Source organism: Rhodococcoides corynebacterioides, assembly GCF_019834675.1.
Taxonomy (GTDB): Bacteria; Actinomycetota; Actinomycetes; order Mycobacteriales; family Mycobacteriaceae; genus Rhodococcoides; species Rhodococcoides corynebacterioides_A.
Genome location: NZ_JABUBU010000018.1, coordinates 1 through 17,211 on the forward strand (window position 1 = coordinate 1; position 17,211 = coordinate 17,211).

Sequence of the window (17,211 nt, forward strand, 5' to 3'; positions counted from 1 at the left end):
CCGCCCCGGCCGCACCGGCGCCTCCACCCGCGCCGGCTCCCGCCCCCGTCGTCCCCGCGCCGCCGCGGGTGTTCCCGGCGAGCCCGCCCGTCGACGCCTCGCCGCCGGACGAACCGGATCCCGTCGTGACCGATCCCGACACCGGCACCGGCACGGGCACGGGCACGGGCACCGGCACCGGCACGGACCCCGACAGCGACACCGATCCGGGCCCCGACGAGCCCGCGAATCCGGGCACCGAGACCGACGGCGAGTCCGAGACCGACGGCGGTTCGGGGGCGGCGGGCACCTGACGGCGAAGATCTCGGGAATGTTCCCGGGGCTGCCCCGTCGTTCGGCGGCTGTCGGTCCGAGCCGATAGGGTGGGCGTACCGGGCGTTCTGTTATCCCGGACCGAGACGACTCGCCGAGGGGGACGAGAGCTGTGACCAGGCGCCGAACCATCCACGAGGGCGGCGGCCTCGGCGCTTCCGCCCAACTGGCACTGGCGCTGGGTGAACCGGACACCGTGGTCGCGGCGCGGATCGACGGTGACGAGGCCCAGTTGTTCCGGTGCCCCACGGCGGCCGAGATCGACTCCGACGGCTCCGTGTCCGCCACATCGACGGGCCTCACCGGCTTTCTCTCGGACCTCGGCCGCGGCGCGGAATCCGTGCGTGGCCTGCGGGCGCGGCCGGAGGACGTCGCGGCGGGCTTCGTCGTCTCCGTCGTCGCCACGGTCACCGAACTGCACGTCCTCCCCCGCGACACCGCGGTCACCGTGCTGCACCCCGCATCCTTGCCGCCCGCCGCCGTCGACGCGTTGCGTGACGGCCTCGATCACTGGGGCTTCGTCGGAACGCTGCGTCCCGCGTCGTCCCCGATGCCCGAGATCGCGGCCCGATCCGCCCTGACCGCGCAGCCGCGCTCGTCGCGGTCCGCCGGGCGACGCCGCGCACCGGCGCCCACCCGCGCCGCCGTCGCCGCGGCGGCCGCCGCCCTGGTCGTCCTGATCGGTGGGGCCACGGCCGCGACGCACCTCGAGCAGTCGCGCGACGTCGAACCCGCCGGTGCCCGTGACGTCGTGCCGCCGGTCGACACCTCGCCCGTCGACGACGGCGCCGAGGTCGGCACCACCGACTCCACCGCACCGACCACGCAGCCCGGCCTCGTGCCCGAGCCCGCCCCCGACGCCGCGCCCGAGGAGACCCCGGAGCCGCAGGAGAGCACGACCGTCCCCGCGCCGCTGGGCCCGACGGATGTCCCGGCCCCCGTCGTACCGGACGTGCCCGAGCTGCCCGCGCTTCCCGACACGCAGTGGCCACCGCTCACCCTCCCGGAGCTGCCGGACCTGCCCGAGTTCCCGCTCCCGATCCCGCGGACGCCCGCCCCCAGCAGCAGCGCGACGCCGACCACCACGTCGGCGCCGGCCACCACCACGAGCCGGGTGACGGCCACACCCTGACCGACCTCACGGCTCACAGGGTTCGCTCATCTCGATGCCCTAGGCTCCTGTGCGCCCCGCGGCCGAGACCGGTCGCCGCGCGCACCCCCGAAAGGACTTCATGCGTCACTCTGCCCTGGTTCGGTTCTCCGCTCTGTTCGGCGCCTCCGTCGTCACGATGGGCCTCACCGGCGCTGTCTCGCCGGCGCGGCGCCCGCGAACGACGGGCCCGCCCAGCTGGAGGCGGATCGTCTCCCGGCGGAGTTGGTCGCGGCGGTGCAGCGCGACCTGAAGCTGAGTCCGCAGGAGTACCTGGACCGCGCGGCCGCGGCGCAGCAACTCCGCTCCTACGCCGACGATTTCCGTCGGCAGAACCCCGCCGACTTCGCGGGCGCGTGGATGGGTGACGACGGCGTCCCGGTGGTCGCGGTGACCACCACCGAGGCAGCGGCGCGGGTGGCCGACGACGGGTTCCGCAGCCGGCAGTCGCCCGTCTCCGCCGACAGCCTGGATGCGTCGCTGGCCGAGTTCGGTCGGTGGGTGTCGGCGTTGCCGCGCGAGGTGTCGTCGCAGATCAACTCCGCGGCGGTCGACGTGCTGCAGGGCAAGGTGGTGGTCGACATCGCCAACAGTCCCGTCGGGCGGGCGCTGAACCTCCCGACGGCCATCGCCAACCTGCAGGTGGTGCTCTCGCCGCCCGCACCGGCGCCCGGCGGCACTCCCGCGGTGACCGGCGGGGACGACTACGTCACCTCGTCGGAGAACCTGGCGACCGCTCCGCTCGAGAGCATCGAGATCTGCTCCTTCGGCTTCGGGGCCACCGACGCCGAGGGCCGCCCGGTCAGCCTCTCCGCCGGCCACTGCGATCCCGGACCCGGTCCGGACGGCGCAGCGCAGGTGTACCTCCCGTCCGGTACCGACGTGCGGGCGAGCGTGCCCGTGGGACGGTTCGACCGATCCGCCGTGGGCGGCCGCGACGGCCTGGACTGGTCGGTCATCGCGCTCGACGACGCGGGTGTGGCGGCGGGACTCGACCGGCCGGCCGTGCGCGGCGCCGGCGGTGCCACCCTCACCGTGACCGGTACCGCGGCACCGGTGATCGGGGCGCCCGTGTGCAAGTCGGGCCAGGCGTCCTCGTTCACGTGCGGCGTGATCGCGGCGGACCGGGTGGAGACGCAGCTCGTTCTCGGCGACGGCACCGAGGCCACCATCCGTGGATTCGCCAGCACCGCCTGCACTCTCGCGGGCGACAGCGGCGGCGCCATCGTCACCGGCACGCTCGCACTCGGCATCACCAGCGGCTCCAACAGCGGCGGTGCCCCAAGCTGCGGCGAGGCCAACCTTGCCCTCGCGCAGTACGGCGGCACGGCCAGCCTCGGCATTCCGATCGACGCGGTCGCCGCCGCCTCCGGCACCACGGTCCGGACGTCGTGACGGTGCGCGCCGCCGTCGTCGCGGCCGTCTTCGCGGGCGCGGCCCTCGTGTCCGCTCCCACCGCCGCCGCACAGGACGCGCCGCTGGCCGACGCCCTGCAGCGCGATCTCGGCCTGAGCGTCGCCGACTGGTCGCAGCGCTCCGCCGTGGCCGCGGACCTCGCCTCCTTCGCGGACCGCGCCCGCGCGGACTTCGCCGACAGCGTGGCCGGGGTGCATCTCGACCCGTCCGGCGTCGGGGTCGTGGACCTCGTTCCCGGTTCGGCTGCCGGTGCTGCGCGCGCCGCAGCGCAGCACGCGGGCTTCGCCGTGCGGGACGCCGTCACGGCCGCCGCCGCACCCGACACCCTCGCCGCCGGATCGATCGCCGACGCGGTGTCGTCGGGTGGCGACGGCATCGTCGCGTCGTCCGACACCGGTGGACTGCGGTGCTCGGTGGGCTTCAACGGCATCGACGCCTCCGGCGCTGCCGTGGTGGTGACGGCCGGGCACTGCGATCCGAACCTCGCCGCGGCGGGTACCGCCGGGGCCTCGCGGGTCGCCGGCCTCGACGGCTCCCCGGTGGGAACGGTCGCCCGAGGGTCGCTGGACGGGCACGACTGGTCGGTGATCCGCCTGGACGACGACGTCGCGGACCGGTTCCGCAACAACGACATTCGCGTGCCCGGCGCCGCACCGCTGGACGTCACGGGAGTGGTCGACCCCGTGGTGGGCATGCCGGTGTGCAAGGCCGGAGCCACCACGGGCTACACCTGCGGCACGGTGACCGCCGTCGGGCGGACCGTCGACGTCGGCTCGCGGGTGCTGCGCGACGCGTTCGTCACCGACATCTGCGCGCTGCAGGGCGACAGCGGTGGACCGCTGATGTCCGGCACGGCCGCCGTCGGCGTGGCCAGCGCCTCCAACGTCGGTCAGTACGGCCAGTGCGCGGTGGCCGACGCCGTGGCGTTCGTGTCCGGTACCGGGCCGCAACTCTTCGCGACGCCCGTGTCGAAGATTCTCGAGGACAATCCCGGGCTGCGCCTGCGCACATCGTGACCAAGCACGAGACCGATCGGAATGTGTTCGGTAAAGTACCGGCCCGAGGCACTCGCCTCCGCGCCCTCGGGGTGGTGCGCGACCGTTCGAGAGAAAGCGAATCCATGGGCGCCCTGTTAGGCCTCGGCTACACCGTCATCGCATACATCGTGCAGATCGTCAGCAACGCCGGCGTGCTGAGCTGATCGACGAACGCACAGCGGCCCCGCAACCACTCGGTTGCGGGGCCGCAGTCGTTTCGCGGTCAAAAACGTTGCGGCGCAGGGCTTACACTCCTCAACCGAGTCGAGGTGACCCGAACCACATCCGCCCCAGTGGTAACATCGAAATGCGCAGTCGCTCCGTCGTCCATCCGGCGTCGTCGAGCTTCGATTGTCCGCACACTCACGAGGAGGTGTTCTGCTGTGCTGCGCCGAGAACCACACCCGAGCCAGGTCGTCGGGTCGACCGTCACACCGGTCGGGGGTGCGTCGTGACCGTTGCCGACTCGGCCGTTCCGTTCGACCGCACCGTCTCCGACAGCGCCCCCACCGTCGACTACGCGCCGTCGCCGGACAGCGCCGCCGAGACGTCCGCCCAGCCGTCGACCCTCGTGCAGTGGTGGCGTCGACTCGACGGCCATCACGCCGACGCCTCGCTCCTGTTGGGCGCCCTGTCGGTGGTGACGTTCTGGGCGTTCGGACTCGGCCTCGTCCTGGGGGTCGGCGCCCTTGCTTTCGGCGCCGTCGCCCTGCGCACCGCGGACGCCGACCGAATGGACGCCGGTATCGGCGTCGCGGCGGGTACGGTGGGCATCGTCGCCGGCCTGATCTTCCTCAGCGCGACCCTGCCGTACTTCTGACCCTCCCACGCACCAACGATGCCCGGCCGCACGCGCGGCCGGGCATCGTCGTATCCGGACTCGTTCGATTGCGTCCGGCCGTCGACCGTGGTCGACCGTGGCCGTGGGCGAACACCCCGGAACGACGCGATCCCCGCACCTCCCGAAACCGGGCTGTGCGGGGATCGACGTGTCAGCCGTCAGACGACGGCCGGATGTGCTGGGTGAATCAGTTGGCGAACTTCGTGGTGCCGGGGGCAGCGTTGTAGGTGTTCAGCAGATCGAGACCCGCGACCACCAGGGTCGGTCCACCCGCAACGAGGGTGCCGATGAAGCCACCGGCAGCGCCGGCGATCGGGATCGTGATCACGGAGCCGGCGCCCAGCAGCGGCAGGCCGAGAACCGCACCGGCAACTGCACCGATGATCGTTCCGGTCAGACCACCGACGGCGGAGGCCAGTGCGAGCTGGCTCTGGAACGCCTGCTCGGCCTTGAGGTTCTCGGCCGGCGACGCGACGTTCTGCTCGAGGGCAGCAGGCTCGAGGCCGATCGGAGCCGCGAGGTTCGGGATCAGCTTCACGGTGCGGCCCTCGTCGGTGTACTCGACACCGTAGGGGAACTCGACACCGTTGAGGTTGAAGGACAGGGGCAGGCTCAGGACCTCGTTGCCCTCGTTGTCCTCGAGGACGACGGACTTGTCGTCGTCCGAGGCGCGGAAGAGACCGGCGTCGACCGTGGTGATCACGCCACCGTTTTCGACACGGGTGGCCCAGTTGATCGCCGAGTTCTCCTCGGTGGTGCTCGGAGCCGGAGTGGTGGGCTCTGCGTAGGCAGTTCCGGTCCACACCGCGAGGGAGGCAACAGCGATAGCGGAGGTCGCTACGAGTCGACGCAGGTTCATCTATGTTCCGTTCGTTCAAGGAGAGAGTGTCGGGCCCCGACCCGTGCACTGTAACCGTTACCGCCGACACAACCGAATCGACGGTTGGTTTCGAGCACATCAGCACGGCTGCAGTTCGAGCTTGGGAAGAATAACAACTAGTACGCGTCTGCGGCGTGTTTGTCCGCATTCGAGACCACATCCACTCTCGCGGGCGTGTTAGGTAGACCTTCGCACACCGCTGTCGTACCGCGCGCCTAACGTAGCCGTCGTCACACTCTCGTCGGCAACGGTCCACGGACCCCACCTGCGGGAACCCCTCTCGACCGAGAAGTTACCGGCCGGTAGCCTCGGGCTTGTTACTCTTCGGTAGCGAACGCCCACCGAACGCACGTCGCGAGACAGCCCCTCGCGTCGTCACGCGTCGGTCGGGAGAACACGACGGCGGCCACGCCGTCGAACGAAAGGCGGCGTCATGAACGCGTTGACGATCACGCTGGGCACCGTGGGTGCGCTGCTCAGCATCGTGTGTTGGGCGTACTTCTTCCGCGGCGCCATCCTCATGGTGCGCTCGATCGCGCTGGGCCAACCGGACCGCACACGCCTGCGGCCGTTCGTCCCGCGCTTCAAGCAGATGGTGGTGGAGTTCGCCGCACACACGCGGATGAACAAGTTCCGCTCCGTCGGCTGGGCGCACTGGCTGGTCATGGTCGGCTTCATGCTCGGCGCGATCGTCTGGTTCGAGGCCTACGGGCAGACGTTCGACCCGGAATTCCACTGGCCGCTCATCGGTGACACCGCCGTCTACCACCTGATCGACGAGCTGCTGGGCCTGGGCACCGTCATCGGCATCACCACCCTGATCGTCATCCGCCAGCGCAATCACCCGCGCTCCCCTGAGCGGCTGTCCCGCTTCTCCGGCTCGAACTTCCGTGCGGCGTACTTCGTCGAGGCCGTCGTCCTCATCGAGGGCCTCGGCATGATCTTCGTGAAGGCCGGCAAGATCGCCACCTACGGCCACTCGAACCCGTGGACCGACTTCTTCACCATGCGCCTCGCCGAGCTGCTGCCCGCGAGCCCGAACCTGGTGTCCGTCTTCGCTTTCGTCAAGCTGATGTCCGGCATGGTGTGGCTGCTCATCGTCGGCCGCAACATCACGTGGGGCGTCGCCTGGCACCGCTTCAGCGCCTTCTTCAACATCTACTTCAAGCGTGAGGACGACGGCGGCGTCGCACTCGGTGCCGCCAAGCCCATGATGTCCGGCGGCAAGGTCCTCGAGATGGAGGACGCCGATCCCGACGTCGACGCGTTCGGCGCGGGCAAGATCGAGGACTTCTCCTGGAAGGGCTGGCTCGACTTCACCACCTGCACCGAGTGCGGTCGCTGCCAGTCGCAGTGCCCCGCGTGGAACACCGGCAAGCCGCTGTCGCCGAAGCTGCTCATCACCTCGCTCCGCGACCACGGCAACGCCAAGGCCCCGTATCTGCTGGCCGGTGGCCGCAAGGACATGGGCGGCGACGAGGTCGGCCTGGTCGACGCCGACGGCACGCCGGACGAGGCCAAGCTGAACAAGATCCCGCAGTCCGCGCGGGACGAGGCCGAGCGTCCCCTGGTCGGCGAGACCTCCCTCGACGACGGCGGGCTCGGCGGCATCATCGACCCCGAGGTGCTGTGGAGCTGCACCAACTGCGGTGCGTGCGTGGAGCAGTGCCCCGTCGACATCGAGCACGTCGACCACATCCTCGACATGCGTCGCTACCAGGTGCTCATCGAGTCCGAGTTCCCGCAGGAGCTCGCCGGCCTGTTCAAGAACCTCGAGAACAAGGGCAACCCCTGGGGCCAGAACGCCTCCGCCCGCACCAACTGGATCTCCGAGCTCGAGTTCGACGTCCCCGTCTTCGGTCAGGACGCCGAGAGCTTCGAGGACTACGAGTACCTCTTCTGGGTCGGCTGCGCCGGCGCCTACGAGGACCGCGCCAAGAAGACCACCAAGGCCGTCGCCGAGCTGCTCGCGACCGCCGGGGTGAAGTTCATGGTGCTCGGCGCGGAAGAGACCTGCACCGGTGACTCCGCCCGTCGTGCCGGCAACGAGTTCCTGTTCCAGCAGCTCGCGATGCAGAACATCGAGACCCTGAACTCCGTGTTCGAGGGGGTCGAGGAGTCGCGCCGCAAGATCGTCGTCACCTGCGCGCACTGCTTCAACGCGCTCGGCAACGAGTACCCGCAGGTGGGCGGCAAGTACGAGGTGGTCCACCACACCCAGCTGCTCAACCGCCTGGTCCGGGCCAAGAAGCTGATCCCGGTCGCGACCGTCGAAGAGGACGTGACCTACCACGATCCGTGCTTCCTCGGCCGCCACAACAAGGTGTACGACGCGCCGCGCGAGCTCATGGCGGCGTCGGGCTCCACGCTCAAGGAGATGCCGCGTCACGGCGAGCGCTCCATGTGCTGTGGCGCCGGTGGTGCCCGCATGTGGATGGAAGAGAAGATCGGCAAGCGCATCAACATCGACCGTGTCGACGAGGCGCTGGACACCCTCGGCTCCAACGGCTCCGCGCCGTCGAAGATCGCCACGGGCTGCCCCTTCTGCCGCGTCATGCTCAACGACGGCGTCACCGCCCGCCAGGAGGGTGGCACCAACGAGAACGTCGAGGTCATCGATGTCTCGCAGATGCTGCTCAGCTCCATCACCCGCCTCGAGCCGCAGCAGCTCGGGGAGAACGTCAAGGTGATCCCGCGCGCCAAGCCGAAGGTCGTTCCCGCCGAGGAGCCGGTGGAGACCCCAAAGGCCGAGGCCGTGGCCACCGAGGACAAGGCCGCAGCCGAGGAGAAGGGCCGCGTGTCCGAGGTCGAGGCCGCCGCGGAGGGTGCGACGCCGCCCGCCACCGCCTCGGGCAAGGGCCTGAAGATGAAGGGGCTGGCCAAGGCGCCGGGGGCGAAGGCTCCGGGCGCGAAGGCCCCCGGTTCGGCCAAGCCCGCCGAATCGCCCAACGCCGACGGTGACGACGCCACCGATGCGTCTGCCGCACCGACCGCTCCCGCCGCCAAGCCCAAGGGGCTGGGGATGGCCGGGAAGGCCAAGGCTCCGGGGGCGAAGGGTCTGCAGGTCAAGGGTCGTCCGCCGGGTGCGAAGGCCGCGGCTGCGCCGGCAGAGTCCACACCTGCGGAAGCACCGGCCGAGTCCGCGGCACCCGCGGAGGCACCGGCCGAGTCGGGTGCCACCGAGGTCAAGCCGACCGTCAAGGCCAAGGGGCTCGCGGTGAAGTCCGGGTTCAAGAAGCCGGGCGCCAAGGCTCCGGGTTCGGCGGCGTCCGCTCCGGCACCGGCGGAGAAGCCGGCCGCCGAGGCTCCGGAGGCACCCGAGGCACCGGCTGCGTCGGAGGCACCGGCACCCGAGCCCTCCGCCGCCCCCGCCGAGGTCAAGCCCACGGTGAAGGCCAAGGGGCTCGCGGTGAAGTCGGGCTACAAGAAGCCCGGCGCGAAGGCTCCCGGTGCGCCTGCCGCACCCGAGCCCGAGCCGGAGCCCACCGCCGAGTCCGAGCCGGCCGCCGAGTCCGGGTCGGCCGCCGAGCCCGAGTCGGCCACCCCGTCCGCGGGCGCCGAATCCAACGGCGCGGAGTCGAACGGTGCGGCCGAGTCCAACGGCACCGAGCGCCCCGCTCCCCCGCAGCCCAAGGCCGGTGGCCTGGGCTTCAAGTCCGGCGCGAAGGCTCCGGGCCGCAAGTCCTGACCCTGCTCACCCGACACCCCCTCCCGCACGTCGGGCAGGGGGTGTTCGGCATTCAGGGCCTGCACCAGCGCACACAAGTGCCTCCAACTGGCGGGTTCCCGGCGATCCGACCGACTTGTGAACACTCAGGCATCACCCCACCTGCGCGGCGATCTCCTCCGCAATACCCAGGGCGGCGGTGGCGGCGGGGGACGGGGCGTTGAGCACATGCACCTGGCCGGGGCGCCGCTCGTAGTAGAAGTCGTCCACCATCGCGCCGGATCGATGCACCGCCTGAGCGCGGACGCCGGCGTGGGTGGGGACCAGGCTGTCGTCGGGGAGGTCGGGGACGAGCTCGCGCAGACTCGCGAGGAACCGGGCCCGCGACATCGAGCGGGCCACCTCGGCGACCCCGGTGCGCCAGTACCGCCGCCCCAGCCGCCAGAGGCCGGGCCAGGCGGCGGCGTCCGCGAGGTCGCGGGCGTTCACGGTCCGCCAGCGATACCCCTCCCGCGCGAGGGCGAGCACGGCGTTGGGGCCGGCGTGGACGCTGCCGTCGATCATGCGGGTGAGGTGGACACCGAGGAACGGCAGCGACGGATCCGGCACCGGGTAGATCAGCCCGCGCACCAGCGACCGGTACTGCGGCGCCAGTTCGAAGTACTCACCGCGGAACGGGAGGATGCGGACGGCGGGTCGGGCGCCGGCGAGCCGCGCGATCCGATCACTGTGCAGCCCAGCACAATTGAACAACACGTCCCCCCGCACCACCGGCCCGGACCGGACAACCACCTCGGCCCGCCCCTCGACCGCCACCACCTCGGCCCCGAACACCACCTCACCACCGGCGGCGAGAATGTCCGACCGCAACGCCTCGCAGACCGCGCGATAGTCCACGATGCCGGTGGTCTCCACCCGCAGGGCGCCGACGGCCCGAACGTGCGGCTCGTACTCCCGCGCCTCGGCGGGTGACACCAGCCGGCACGGCACACCGTTCACGGCGCCCCGCTCGGCGAGCGCGTGGAGGGCCGGCAGCTGGCCGGAATCAGTGGCCACCACCAGTTTTCCGCACACCTCGACGGGCAGCCCCCGCTCCCGCGCGAAGTCCCGCATGGTCGCCGCGCCCTGCACGGCCAGCGTCGCCTTGCGACTGCCCGGCGCGTAGTACAGGCCGGAGTGGATCACTCCGGAGTTGTTGCCCGTCTGATGGTCGGCGGCGCGAGACTCCTTCTCCAGTACGGTGACTCGCCAGCCGCGCTGCGCCAGCGCTCGACCCGTCGCCAACCCGACGATCCCGGCGCCCACCACCACCGCGTGCCGATCCCCCGTCATCGACCCGTGGCCCGTCAGGACTCGGCGATGCGCTTGATCGCGGCGAGCGTGCGCGGGATGCCGTTGAGTGCGGCGTCGCGGCGGGCCGCGATCTCCCGCTCGGCGTCGTCGCCGTACTTGTCGTGGAAGAACTCGATGCCCTCGGGCGTGAAGTGCCACGATTCCGTCAGCCGCGTCGCGCCGGACCCCACCGGCTCGAGGGTGTACGCCCACCGCACGACCTTCTCGGCCACCACCCACCCGAACTCGCGCCCCGGCTCGGCCGCCGTCACCGTCGACACGGTCTCCCAGGTGCGGTCCGGGGTGACGTTGCGCCCGGTGAACGTCGCCCCGACCCGGCCGGCCTCGGCGTCGTCGTTCCACCAGCAGGCCTGGCAGATCGGGCTCCACTCACCGGTTCTGGTGACGTCGGAGACCAGGGCGTACAGCGCGTCGGGTGTCGTCTCGACGACGACGGAATCGGAATGCTCGAACGAGGTCACGCCCCCGAGTATGCCCACCGGCGCCCCGTCGCGGCATCGCTCGACCGAACGGATCTCAGCCGAGGAACCACGCCAGCGCACACCCCGCGCACACGAGGGCCCCGACCAGCCGCACCACGTCGGCGACCAGCAACCTGCGCAGCGACGACGACGTCCGGCCCCGTCCCAGCCGACCGTGCGTGGGCGCGGCGACGGCCATCGTGGTGACGCCGGCGACGGCGGCACCGGCCACCGACGCGAGCAGCAGCGCGTCGTACGGTCCGGCAATCAGCACCCACAGGCACGCGGCCGCGAGGAGCAGATAGACCGGCGCGACGAGACGGGTGATGCGCCGCGAGTGCGCGTCGTGCGCCCGCGCCCAGTCGTCGTCGCCGACCTCCGCCAACGCGGGATACACGACGCCCGTGACGGTGGCCTGGAACCCGAGGTGCAGCATCCCGGCCACCAGGAGGGCCTCCCCGGCGGTCATACCGGCGCCAACAGCTCCGGGCCGTTGTTGCGCACGTTGTTGACGGCGGTGGACACCTCGTAGGGCGTCAGGTGCGGCTCGGGCAACGACGCGAGCAGGTCGGCGACGCCGCCGAGGTCGGTGAGCTCGGGGTCGAGCCAGTCCGCCCACTGCGCGTCGGGAACCACCACCGGCGATCGGTCGTGGATGTGGCCGAGGGCGTCGGTGGCCGTGGTGGTGAGGACGGTAGTTGACCAGAACCACTTGTTCGGATCGTCGTCGTCCAGGCTCGGGTCCGGCCAGAGTTCGTAGAGCCCGGCCATGGCCAGCACGCCGTCGGTGTGCAGGAAGTGCGGGACCTTGGCGCCCTCGCGCTTCTCCCACTCGTAGTAGCCGTCGGCGGGGATCAGGCACCGACGCCGCGCGGCCGCTTTCCGGAACGCCGGCTTCTCGGTGACCGTCTCCGACCGCGCGTTGATGAGGCGGCTGGCGATCTTCTTGTCCTTGGCCCACGACGGCACCAGGCCCCACCGCACCGTCCGCAGCTGTCGGTCGTCGTCGCGGTCGAGCACGATGCGCACGGGGTCGGTGGGGGCGACGTTGTACGACGGCTCGGGCGGATCGCCGAGCCGCACGACGGCGTCGAAGATGGAGGACAGGTCGTCGTCGGACCGGGTACTGGCGTAGCGACCGCACATGCCCCCGATTCTGCCCCCGCGACATCGTCGTACGCACGGGTGCTCAGCCGTCGTTTCACCCACCCGGGTCACGGGTAACTCGGGCAGATGCATCCAGCGCCCGATAATCGAACCCCACCCGATCGCTCCCCGGCGGACCTCTCCACGGTCCAGCTGGTGGAGCGGCTCACGACGCAGGTCAGCACCCTCGTCCGTACCGAGGTCGGCAACGCCCTCGACGAGGTCAAGTCCAAGGGCACCAAGCTCGGCGTCGGCATCGGCATCTCCGGTGTCGGCGCGCTGTTGTTGTTCCTGGGCACCGCCACCCTGGTCGCGACGGCCGTGCTGGGCCTCGCGACCGCGCTCGACCCCTGGCTGGCGGCGCTGATCGTCGCCGTCGTGCTCCTCGTCGTCGGGGGCCTGCTCGCCGCCGTCGGCGCGTCCAAGGCCAAGAAGGCCGTTCCGCCCGCGCCGGCCGCCACGGTGGCCAGCGTGCAGCGTGACGTCGACACCGTGAACGCCGCCCGGAAGGGACAGCTCTCGTGACCGAATCCAGGGAACCGAAACACGCACTGCCGGAGGACACTCCGCCCCCGGTGGAGCAGCAGCGCGAGGAACTCGCGCAGACCGTCGAGGCGCTCGCCGCCAAGGTCGACGTGCCCGCGCGGGTGTCCGCCGCGACCCGCGAGCAGACCGAGAAGGCGCAGGAGCTCGCCCGCGAGGGAGTCAGCGCCGTCAAGGAGAACCCGCAGACCGCGGGACTGTCGCTCGCCGGTGTCGCGGGCGCGCTGCTCCTGGTGTTCGTGATCCGCCGCCGACGCACCCGCAAGGAACGGAGGGTGCTCGCATGAGCGCGACGTCCAAGGCCTTCTACAAGCCGCTCTCCCTCGCCACCAGCATCCTGGGCGGCGTCCTGGCCGGGCAGCTGTTCAACCAGATCTACAAGCGCGTCGGCGAGAACGACGCCGAGATGCCCGATCCGAAGGACCTCTCTCGCACCAACCGGGAGGTGCTGATCGCCGCGGCCCTGCACGGGTTGGTGTTCGGCCTGGTCAAGGCCGGCGTCGATCGCGCGGGCGCCAAGGGTTTCCGCGCGCTGGCCAACACCGACCCCCGGTGATCGACCACCGTGCACGCATTTTCCTACCGACGAAGGGGAATCGATGAGTGACGACGACGGCGCCGCCTCGAGCGCACGACGTGATCTGGTGGACAAGGTGGCCGGCCGGGTGAAGGAGGTGGCCGGCGCGATCGTCGACAACGACGAGTTGGCCGACCGCGGACGCCTGCAGCAGGCCGAGGCCGAGAAGCGCCGGGAGGCGGAAGCCGACGAGACGGCCGCCTCGCTCGAGATCGAGGAGGCGGAGCAGGACATCGCCTCCACCGAAGCCGAGGCGGACGTGGCCCGCCAGGAGGTCGAGGACCGCACCGACGCCAACGAGGCTGCGGCGCAGAACGATCGGCTCCGTCAGCACCAGGAGGCGGAGGCCGACGCCATGCGGTGCGCCAAGGAGGCACGCATCGCGGCCGAGACGCAGGCCGAGCGCCGAATGGAGGAGGCCGACGCCTCGCGTCGCGCCGCGGAGAACGCTGCGGCGGACGAGATCTCGGCCGCTCGCGAGGACTACGACGAGTCGCTGGACAAGGCCGACGCGCTCGAGCGCGAGGCGGCCGAGGCCCGCGAACGCGCCGCGCAGGCGGAGCGCGACCTCGAGACGAACGGAGATCAGCAGTGAGCATGTCGTTGCCGCGCCGAGTGTTGCGGTTGCAGTACAACATCGCCCGCCTGCCCCTGCAGGTGTTCGAGGCGACGGTGGTCAGTCGGCTCGACGGCCAGGGTCAGGTGCGGTCGACCTACGAGCAGGTGGTCGGCAGCCTCGACGGCACGGTCGGCGCCCTGCTCGGCGATTCCGACCTCGCCCGTCGCGGCGAGAAGATGCGCACCGCGGCGGCCGAGCTGGCCAAGGCGACCGAGCTCGAGGCTCGCGCGCGCAAGGAACGGGCCGACGCGGCCCGGCGCACGCAGCAGCGCGTCGACACCGCCACCGCCGACGCCGCGAAGGCACGCGAGAAGGCCGAGGCCGACCTCGAGGAGGCCGCGGACCACGAGATCGACGCCAAGGTGCAGGCCGGCAAGCAGGCGGCGGCGCGGCTCGAGGATCGCAAGGAGCGGGCCGACGAGATCGCCGACCGCCGCATCGAGGCGGCCGAAGCCGAGCGCGAGGCCAAGCTCGACGAGGTCGAGCGGCGCGTCGAGGAGAAGAAGGCGCCTCGCAAGAAGGAGTTGGACGAGGCCGCCCGCAAGCTGGAGGAGGCCGAGGCCAAGCGCGAGGACGCCGAGCGCCTGGACGACGTCGCCGAGGCGAGCAAGGCCGCGTCCACGGACGACTGATCTCACCCGCCGGAAGTGGTCCACACCCGCGCAGTCCACTTCCGGCGGGAGCGGTGTCAAGATGGACGTCGTGAGCACAACGGAATCGCACGACGTCGACCTCGCTGCGCCGGCCGAGAGCCCGGCGACGGACCGGTCGTCGCGGCGCGCCACGCGTCGCCTCGACCAGTCGGTCAAGCTGCAGAACGTTCTCTACGAGATCCGCGGGCCCGTGCACGCCCACGCCGCCCGGCTCGAAGCCGAGGGTCACCGGATTCTCAAGCTCAACATCGGCAACCCGGCGCCGTTCGGCTTCGAGGCGCCCGACGTGATCGTCCGCGACATGATCGCCGCCCTCCCCTACGCCCAGGGTTACTCCGAGTCCAAGGGCATCATGTCCGCCCGGCGGGCGATCGTGACTCGCTACGAGCTGGTGGACGGCTTTCCCGAGTTGGACGTCGACGACATCTACCTGGGCAACGGCGTGTCCGAGCTCATCACCATGACGATGCAGGCCCTGCTCGACGACGGGGACGAGGTGCTCATCCCGGCGCCGGACTACCCCCTGTGGACCGCGATGACCACGCTGTCCGGCGGACGGGCGGTGCACTACCTGTGCGACGAGGAGAACGGGTGGAACCCCGACCTCGCCGACATCGAATCGAAGATCACTCCGCGCACCAAGGCGCTGCTGGTCATCAATCCCAACAACCCCACCGGCGCGGTGTACTCGCGAGAGGTGTTGCAGGGCATCGCCGCCCTGGCCCGCAAGCACAGTCTGCTGCTGCTCGCGGACGAGATCTACGACAAGATCCTCTACGACGACGCCCAGCACGTCTCGATGGCGTCGGTGGCGCCGGATCTGTTGTGCCTCACCTTCAACGGTCTGTCCAAGGCGTATCGGGTGGCGGGCTACCGCGCCGGGTGGCTCGCGATCACCGGCCCCAAGGATCACGCCGCGGGATTCCTCGAGGGCGTGAACCTGCTCGCCTCCACCCGCCTGTGCCCCAATGTGCCTGCGCAGCACGCCATTCAGGTGGCGCTCGGCGGCCATCAGAGCATCGAGGACCTCATCCTCCCCGGCGGTCGCCTGCTCGAGCAGCGTGACGTGGCCTGGTCCAAGCTCAACGAGATTCCCGGGGTGAGCTGCGTGAAGCCGCGGGGCGCGCTGTACGCGTTCCCCCGCCTCGACCCCGAGGTCCACCACATCCACAACGACGAGAAGTTGGTCCAGGACCTGTTGCTGCAGGAGAAGATCCTGGTGGTCCAGGGCACCGGCTTCAACTGGCCGGCGCACGATCACGTGCGGATCGTGACGCTGCCGTGGGCGCGGGATCTGTCGACGGCCATCGAGCGCTTCGGCAACTTCCTCTCCTCCTACCGGCAGTAGCGGATGACGGACGCGCCCCGCACGATCGAGGACTTCGTGCGGGCGTTGCCGACGGTGGAGTTGCACGTCCACCTCGAGGGGTCGATGTGGCCGAGCACGGCCAAGGCTCTGGCGGACCGGCACGACATTCCCGAGATCCCCCGCACCGAGGAGGATCTGCGGCGCTGGTTCACCTTTCGCGACTTCGCGCACTTCATCGAGGTGTACCTGACGTCGATCGGGGTGCTGCGGGACGCCGAGGACTTCGCCCGTCTGGCGTACGACAGCCTCATCGCGCTCGCGACCCACGGCGTGCCCTACACCGAGATGCACGTGAGCCTGTTCGGCCACCTCATGCGCGGCGTGGACGCGGCCGCGGTGTTCGAGGGCCTCGAGGAGGGACGACGACGCGCGGAGGCCGAGTCCGGCATCGTCGCGCGGTGGATCCCGGACTTTCCCGGCGACTTCGGCGTGGACGCGGCCGAGCGCACGTTGGACGCGGTGCTCGCGCACCGCACCGACTCCGTCGTCGGCTTCGGTATCGGCGGCGTCGAGGTTCCGCGGGCGGCGTTTCGCGACGTCTTCGCCCGCGCCCGTGCGCACGGCCTGCACTCGATTCCCCACGCCGGCGAGACGGGCGGGCCGGAGCAGGTGTGGTCGGCGCTGCACGATCTCGGGGCCGAGCGCATCGGGCACGGCATCGCCGCGGCCGCCGATCCCGCCCTCATGGCGTATCTGGCCGAGCGAGACATCGCGGTCGACGTGTCGCCGACGTCGAACCTCTGCACGCGGGTGGTCGCGCGGCTCGAGGACCACCCGCTGCCGTTGCTGGTGGAGGCGGGTGTCCCGGTGACGATCAACAGCGACGATCCGTCGATGTTCGGCACCGACCTCACCCGGGAGTACCTCGCCGCCCATGCGCTGGGACTCGACGCGGAGGCGCTGCGGGCCGCCGCCCGCACGGCCGTGGACGCGTCGTTCGCCGATGCGGCCACCCGCGACCGCATTCGTGCCGACATCACGGCCGTCCCCGCACCCGTTGTGTGACACATCACAACGCGCGGCGAATTCTTTGCACCCCCGTGACGATTGATGTCGGACCGCAGGGGTAGATTGTGGAGCGAGTCCTTCGGGATTCCGAAAGCGCCGCTCGGCCCCCCACCCCCCCGGCGGGTCGCACGGTTCGGTGGCGGGAGACACCCCCCCCTGCTCTCCCGCCACCTGCTTTC

Annotated in this window: 19 protein-coding genes; 14 read left to right on the plus strand and 5 right to left on the minus strand. The window is 71.1% G+C overall.

Annotated elements, in window-relative coordinates:
• The 6 genes from HQ603_RS15085 to HQ603_RS15110 all read left to right on the plus strand — a co-directional run.
• Nucleotides 1–293: hypothetical protein (locus tag HQ603_RS15085; RefSeq protein WP_222685475.1), on the plus strand; the 293-nt coding region annotated here is incomplete at its 5' end.
• Nucleotides 294–424: 131 nt separating this feature from the next.
• Nucleotides 425–1,444, plus strand: a complete 1,020-nt coding sequence (locus HQ603_RS15090) for a hypothetical protein (protein ID WP_222685476.1) — start codon at nucleotides 425–427, stop codon at nucleotides 1,442–1,444.
• Between the two features lie 255 nt (nucleotides 1,445–1,699).
• A complete protein-coding gene (locus HQ603_RS15095; protein ID WP_308126556.1) occupies nucleotides 1,700–2,857 on the plus strand; it encodes a S1 family peptidase in 1,158 nt (385 codons plus the stop codon).
• Nucleotides 2,854–3,894, plus strand: coding sequence for a S1 family peptidase (locus HQ603_RS19145; RefSeq protein WP_222685478.1), 1,041 nt, complete (start codon nucleotides 2,854–2,856; stop codon nucleotides 3,892–3,894). Before HQ603_RS15095 ends, HQ603_RS19145 begins: the two co-directional genes overlap by 4 nt.
• Nucleotides 3,891–4,079, plus strand: coding sequence for a hypothetical protein (locus HQ603_RS15105; RefSeq protein WP_222685479.1), 189 nt, complete (start codon nucleotides 3,891–3,893; stop codon nucleotides 4,077–4,079). The genes HQ603_RS19145 and HQ603_RS15105 overlap by 4 nt, the downstream gene beginning before the upstream one ends.
• A 287-nt stretch (nucleotides 4,080–4,366) precedes the next feature.
• A complete protein-coding gene (locus HQ603_RS15110) occupies nucleotides 4,367–4,735 on the plus strand; it encodes a hypothetical protein (protein WP_222685481.1) in 369 nt (122 codons plus the stop codon).
• 208 nt (nucleotides 4,736–4,943) lie between these two features.
• Here HQ603_RS15110 and HQ603_RS15115 read toward each other — a convergent pair whose 3' ends face one another.
• Nucleotides 4,944–5,615 carry an ammonium transporter gene (locus HQ603_RS15115; protein WP_222685483.1) on the minus strand — a complete coding sequence of 224 codons (672 nt, stop codon included), beginning with the start codon at nucleotides 5,613–5,615 and terminating at the stop codon, nucleotides 4,944–4,946.
• Between the two features lie 454 nt (nucleotides 5,616–6,069).
• Here HQ603_RS15115 and HQ603_RS15120 point away from each other — a divergent pair, with 454 nt between their 5' ends.
• Nucleotides 6,070–9,324: a (Fe-S)-binding protein gene (locus HQ603_RS15120; protein ID WP_222685484.1), complete on the plus strand. Its 3,255-nt coding sequence runs from the start codon at nucleotides 6,070–6,072 to the stop codon at nucleotides 9,322–9,324.
• Nucleotides 9,325–9,456: 132 nt separating this feature from the next.
• On the opposite strand, the gene lhgO is transcribed toward HQ603_RS15120, so the two are convergent.
• From lhgO to HQ603_RS15140, 4 genes are read right to left on the minus strand one after another with little or no spacing between them, the layout of a single operon-like run.
• Nucleotides 9,457–10,635, minus strand: coding sequence for an L-2-hydroxyglutarate oxidase (lhgO, locus tag HQ603_RS15125; RefSeq protein WP_222685486.1), 1,179 nt, complete (start codon nucleotides 10,633–10,635; stop codon nucleotides 9,457–9,459).
• 14 nt (nucleotides 10,636–10,649) lie between these two features.
• Complete coding sequence (locus HQ603_RS15130; RefSeq protein ID WP_222685488.1) at nucleotides 10,650–11,117, minus strand: SRPBCC family protein; 468 nt, start codon at nucleotides 11,115–11,117, stop codon at nucleotides 10,650–10,652.
• A gap of 55 nt (nucleotides 11,118–11,172) precedes the next feature.
• Nucleotides 11,173–11,586, minus strand: coding sequence for a hypothetical protein (locus HQ603_RS15135; protein WP_222685489.1), 414 nt, complete (start codon nucleotides 11,584–11,586; stop codon nucleotides 11,173–11,175).
• Nucleotides 11,583–12,263 carry an SOS response-associated peptidase gene (locus tag HQ603_RS15140; protein ID WP_222685491.1) on the minus strand — a complete coding sequence of 227 codons (681 nt, stop codon included), beginning with the start codon at nucleotides 12,261–12,263 and terminating at the stop codon, nucleotides 11,583–11,585. The genes HQ603_RS15135 and HQ603_RS15140 overlap by 4 nt, the downstream gene beginning before the upstream one ends.
• Before the next feature lie 87 nt (nucleotides 12,264–12,350).
• Here HQ603_RS15140 and HQ603_RS15145 point away from each other — a divergent pair, with 87 nt between their 5' ends.
• The 7 genes from HQ603_RS15145 to add all read left to right on the plus strand — a co-directional run bounded on the left by HQ603_RS15145 (nucleotide 12,351) and on the right by add (nucleotide 17,029).
• Nucleotides 12,351–12,788, plus strand: a complete 438-nt coding sequence (locus HQ603_RS15145; protein ID WP_222685493.1) for a phage holin family protein — start codon at nucleotides 12,351–12,353, stop codon at nucleotides 12,786–12,788.
• Nucleotides 12,785–13,093 (plus strand): DUF3618 domain-containing protein, encoded by a 309-nt coding sequence (locus HQ603_RS15150; protein WP_222685494.1) that lies wholly within the window; start codon nucleotides 12,785–12,787, stop codon nucleotides 13,091–13,093. The genes HQ603_RS15145 and HQ603_RS15150 overlap by 4 nt, the downstream gene beginning before the upstream one ends.
• Nucleotides 13,090–13,362 carry a DUF4235 domain-containing protein gene (locus tag HQ603_RS15155; protein WP_222685495.1) on the plus strand — a complete coding sequence of 91 codons (273 nt, stop codon included), beginning with the start codon at nucleotides 13,090–13,092 and terminating at the stop codon, nucleotides 13,360–13,362. Before HQ603_RS15150 ends, HQ603_RS15155 begins: the two co-directional genes overlap by 4 nt.
• 43 nt (nucleotides 13,363–13,405) lie before the next feature.
• Nucleotides 13,406–13,978 (plus strand): hypothetical protein, encoded by a 573-nt coding sequence (locus HQ603_RS15160; protein WP_222685496.1) that lies wholly within the window; start codon nucleotides 13,406–13,408, stop codon nucleotides 13,976–13,978.
• Nucleotides 13,975–14,634 carry a hypothetical protein gene (locus HQ603_RS15165; protein ID WP_222685497.1) on the plus strand — a complete coding sequence of 220 codons (660 nt, stop codon included), beginning with the start codon at nucleotides 13,975–13,977 and terminating at the stop codon, nucleotides 14,632–14,634. The genes HQ603_RS15160 and HQ603_RS15165 overlap by 4 nt, the downstream gene beginning before the upstream one ends.
• A 178-nt stretch (nucleotides 14,635–14,812) precedes the next feature.
• Nucleotides 14,813–16,003 (plus strand): pyridoxal phosphate-dependent aminotransferase, encoded by a 1,191-nt coding sequence (locus HQ603_RS15170; RefSeq protein ID WP_222685560.1) that lies wholly within the window; start codon nucleotides 14,813–14,815, stop codon nucleotides 16,001–16,003.
• A gap of 3 nt (nucleotides 16,004–16,006) precedes the next feature.
• Nucleotides 16,007–17,029, plus strand: coding sequence for an adenosine deaminase (add, locus tag HQ603_RS15175; protein WP_222685498.1), 1,023 nt, complete (start codon nucleotides 16,007–16,009; stop codon nucleotides 17,027–17,029).
• The last annotated feature ends 182 nt before the right edge of the window (nucleotides 17,030–17,211 follow it).